3 protein-coding genes and 1 pseudogene are annotated in these 3916 nt (G+C 64.5%); 1 reads left to right on the top strand and 3 read right to left on the bottom strand.

Annotated features, from left to right (window positions below; genetic code table 11):
* Window positions 1-87: 87 nt before the first annotated feature.
* Entirely contained in the window at window positions 88-612 is a 525-nt protein-coding gene (locus VML93_RS10210; protein ID WP_325610205.1) for a 3-phenylpropionate/cinnamic acid dioxygenase subunit beta, read from the bottom strand.
* A complete protein-coding gene (locus tag VML93_RS10205) occupies window positions 609-1922 on the bottom strand; it encodes an aromatic ring-hydroxylating dioxygenase subunit alpha (RefSeq protein ID WP_325610207.1) in 1314 nt (437 codons plus the stop codon). Before VML93_RS10205 ends, VML93_RS10210 begins: the two co-directional genes overlap by 4 nt.
* 318 nt (window positions 1923-2240) lie before the next feature.
* Here VML93_RS10205 and VML93_RS10200 point away from each other — a divergent pair.
* Window positions 2241-3074: pseudogene (locus VML93_RS10200) on the top strand (Rieske 2Fe-2S domain-containing protein); the annotation flags it as partial.
* Between the two features lie 57 nt (window positions 3075-3131).
* Here VML93_RS10200 and VML93_RS10195 read toward each other — a convergent pair.
* Window positions 3132-3902, bottom strand: coding sequence for a methyltransferase domain-containing protein (locus VML93_RS10195; protein ID WP_325610203.1), 771 nt, complete (start codon window positions 3900-3902; stop codon window positions 3132-3134).
* Window positions 3903-3916 lie beyond the last annotated feature (14 nt).

Below are 3916 nucleotides of genomic sequence, written 5' to 3'. Positions count from 1 at the left end.
CCCGGCGCACCTGCACTTCGGCGAATTCGTTTGCGACCAATAGGGGTTCGCCCACGGTGCCGTCCAGCAATCTGGAGAGGTGGTCGGTCACAGGAACACCGCCAGGTTCTGCATCCGCAGCACCGCCTCGTCGGCAATGATCCTGCGCCGCGCCAATTTCCAGGTTTGCGAATCGTCGCAGCGACGCAACACGTCTTCACGCCCACAGGACACCAGGGCGCTCTCATTGACGTCTCCCCGGCTGCGGAACAGCAGTTCGGCGGATTCGACGACAAGTTCGTCGGGGTCCTCGCATTCGAAGCTGCGCACATTGGTGATGAAGTGGCGCAGCCGCGACGGGGGGTCCTCGGTCCAGGCGTGTTCGGTTTCCATCCGCGCCACCCGCTGGCTCAGCGAGTATTTGTCCTCGTCGAAATGGGCCATTCCCGCTGCGGTGCCCAGTCCCGTTCCGCGCGCGGTGGTGACGCGCACCGGCATGACGTAGTGAATGTCCTCGGTCAGCGTGTCCAGCCACGGCCGGTACTGCTGAGCATCCAGCAGGTAGGCCTCGTCGACCAGGAACTGGTGCGCCTGCAAGTGCCGAATGTCGTTAAACGGTAAAGGCTTTCTCATGCCGAGACCGCCGAATCCAGGTGGTCGGCCCACAGTTTGAGCAACTCGCGCTGGTTGTACTCGTTGTAGCCGACCTGAGCGCGACCGGGGCCGTGGAAAGACTCGGCGGGCAGCGCTTCGATGACCGGACGGTCGTCGGCGAACAATCCCATCCGGCTGTTCAGCAGCAGCCGTCGTGCCATCGAACCGCCGGCGGTGGTGGTCAACGACACCCAGTTCTCCACGTCGTCCTGCTCGAACATGCCGCTCGACCCGAAGCACATCAAATACGCCTTGTACGAGTCCTTTTTGAATTCCTCGGGCGCCGCGGCGTCCACCGCGAACCACGAGCAGACCTCGGTCTCATTCTCGCTGATCGGCTGCCAGAGCCGGATCGAGATGAACGGCAGGACTTCGCTTTTCTGGTGGGCGCGAACGGATTCGTGGACCTTGGGCCAGTTGTGCACGAAGCTCAGATTGGGAAAGCAGGTGGCGGCCGAGAACATGAATCCGTCCTCGCCGACCACACGCTGCTGTTGTGGTGTCCAGACGTCTTTGATCCGGCGGATCATCTCGTCGGGGTAGCCGACGTAGCGCATCCGCTCGTCGAACCCGCCGGGCGGGAGCTTGTAGGTGGTTCCGCCGCCGCGGCGCGCCCAGTAGGTCGCACCGTCCTTGCGCTTCTGGGCTTTCGGCTCGCGGAACAGGCCGATGTCGACGATCGACTGGTGGGTTTGCGGCGTGTGGTACATGTCGCCGGCGAAATTCTCGGCGCCGATCTTCCAGTTCGCCTTGATCCGCCAGCGCTGCGGCCCGCGCACCTCCAGACCTTGGGTGCTCTGCTTGGTGTAGAAGTCCAGGTAGAACTTGAAGTCGCCGAGGTAGTCCTCGAGCGGTTCCGCGTCGGCGTCCAGGTTGATGAACAGCAGACCGTTGTAGCTGGCGAAATTCGGTGCAGGCAAAAGGGTTTGACCCTTCTTGAGGAACCCTTCGTCACCGCCGTAGGCGTCCCGGTGGAACGGTAGGCCGGTGAGCCGGCCGTCGTTGCGGTAACTCCACCCGTGATACGGGCAGCGGAAGTTGGAGGCGTTGCCCATTTCCGCGCGGCACACCTGCATGCCGCGGTGCAGGCACATGTTAAACATCGCCCGCACCTGGCCGCCGGAATCGCGGGCGATGATGAACGAGTCGTCGAGTACCCGGCGCACAACGTAGTCGCCGTCCTGCGGGATCTCCGACTCGTGCGCCACGAAGATCCACGCCCGGCTGAACAGTCTCTCCTTTTCGAGCGCGAAGAGCCCTTCGTCGTTGTAGATGTGAGCGGGGACCATGCCCCGCTGGATGTTCTCGAAAATGTTCTCGACGGTGCTCACAATCTTGTCATGCTCTCTGTTATATGGAATGTTTCTCTGCTAGATAGAGACTCTCACGAAACGCTGCCATAGTCAACTGTTGCTCTGGGCGACATCGTTGCCGGTCCCGGGTTTTTCCAAGCACTATTGAGCAAACTCATAGGTAGTTCACAAGCAAACTTCACCGGCGCTGCGGGTTGACGGCGCTACGTTGGTGACGTTGCGTTCCGAGTGCTTATCCGCCGGTGGTACATGAATTACCCTCTCCCGGAACTTATTTGAGGAAGGATTGGTGATATGGCCGGTCGGTCTCGGCGAGTGCTGGAAGCCATCGGTCGCCAGGAGTGGCTGGATCGGCCCAGCTATCGGCTGGAGCACGCGCTCAGCTTTGCCTACAACGCGATGGGCGGTGCGCGTAACGGGGTGACCAATGCGATGCACGGCGTCTGGCTCGGGCATCCGGTACATCCGCCGCTGGCGTCGCTGACCAGTGGAGCGCTCGGCACCACCGTCGCACTGGATGCGCTGAGCCTGCTTCCGGGCCGGCCCGCCCCCGACGCACGGTTGGCCACTGGCTCGCTCGAGTTGGGGATCTTGGCCAGCATCGGCTCGGCCGTCACCGGTGTCACTGACTGGCAGCACACCCACGAGGAGGATCGCCGAGTCGGGTTGGTGCACGGCGTCGTGAACCTGGCAGCGACCACGCTCTACGCCATGTCCTGGTGGGACCGGCGCCGGGGCCGCCACCACCGCGGGATCGCCCTGACCGCGCTCGGGTACCTCGTCACCGTCGGCGGCAGCTACCTGGGCGGGGCGCTGGTGTTCGAGTCCGGCATCGGCATCGATCAGTCCGGTGAGCGGCTGCGTGCCAAAGAGTGGACTCCTGTGCTGCCCGCGAGCTCGTTGAACGGGAAGCCGGTACGGGTCGAGGTCGACGGCGTGGGGTTGATGGTGTGCCAGACCAAGCCCGGGGAGATTTCGGCGTTCGGCGAGTTCTGCCCGCACCTGGCAGCCCCGATGGCCGACGGCTGGGTCGACCGCGGCCGCATCGTATGTCCTTGGCACGGTTCGTGGTTCGAGGCCGAGTCCGGGGACGTGATGCGTGGGCCGGCTCAAGATCGACCAATACCGCGGCTCGGCGGTGCACAAACTGCGCACCCGGGGGCGGGCCGCGCTGGTGCGCGCCTTTTAGGGTCCTGGCCGGCGGCCGATGCCGGCCATCATGACGGGCGTGAAGACGCGGAAGTCCTCGGCGCCGCGGGCGGCGACCGAGTCCGCGTCTTCGCGCGAGAGCAGGCCTGCCTCCACCACCGGGTCGCGCACGCTTTCCAAGGACAACCGGAAGAAGTCGAAACCCGGTGAGCGGGAATCGATTATCCGGGCGCGGCCCTCTCCGCGCACACCGGTTAGTCCGGCGTCGGCCATATCGGTGACAACGTGGCGGCCGTAATCCCGCTCGAATCCGGCCCGCTCCATGAAGGACAAGGTGGCCTCGGTCACCCGCGCCAGCAGCGGATCCGCTCCCTCCAGGCCGAACGCGGTCCAGTCGTAATCCTCGATGACCATCCAGCCGCCCGGACGCAGCGCCGCGGCGAGGCGCTTGAGGATTTGCCGACGATCGGCCAGGTGCTCGAACACCAAGCGGGAGTGAATCAGGTCGAACTCTGCCGGGGGAAGCTGCTCGGTGCGGATGTCGGCGCGGCGGACTTCGATGGTGTCGCTGGCCAGCGATTCGATGAACCGCGTGTCGATGTCGATCGCCGTCACCTTGCCGGCCCGGCCGGCCAGCCATTGCACCAGTGAGCCGCCGCCCGCCCCGACTTCCAAGCAGTGCCGAGCTTTCTGGATGCCGAGGTCGTCGAGCAGTGCCTGGGTTCCGGGGTCCCACAGGCTTTCCATGCTGGCCAGCCGGGTCCGCTCTTCGGCGAAGCCCTGGTCGTAGACATAGTCACGCGTCATGGCTAGACGGTATA

Source organism: Mycobacterium sp. (assembly GCF_035499775.1).
Lineage (GTDB): Bacteria > Actinomycetota > Actinomycetes > Mycobacteriales > Mycobacteriaceae > Mycobacterium.
Note: the sequence above shows the minus strand (reverse complement) of the source record. Positions and strands in the feature narration are given on the sequence as shown.

Coding starts and splice junctions, on each gene's coding strand:
- VML93_RS10210 (WP_325610205.1), bottom strand. CDS start 612: ATGAGAAAGCCTTTACCGTTTAACGACATTCGGCACTTGCAGGCGCAC.
- VML93_RS10195 (WP_325610203.1), bottom strand. CDS start 3,902: ATGACGCGTGACTATGTCTACGACCAGGGCTTCGCCGAAGAGCGGACC.
- VML93_RS10205 (WP_325610207.1), bottom strand. CDS start 1,922: ATGGTCCCCGCTCACATCTACAACGACGAAGGGCTCTTCGCGCTCGAA.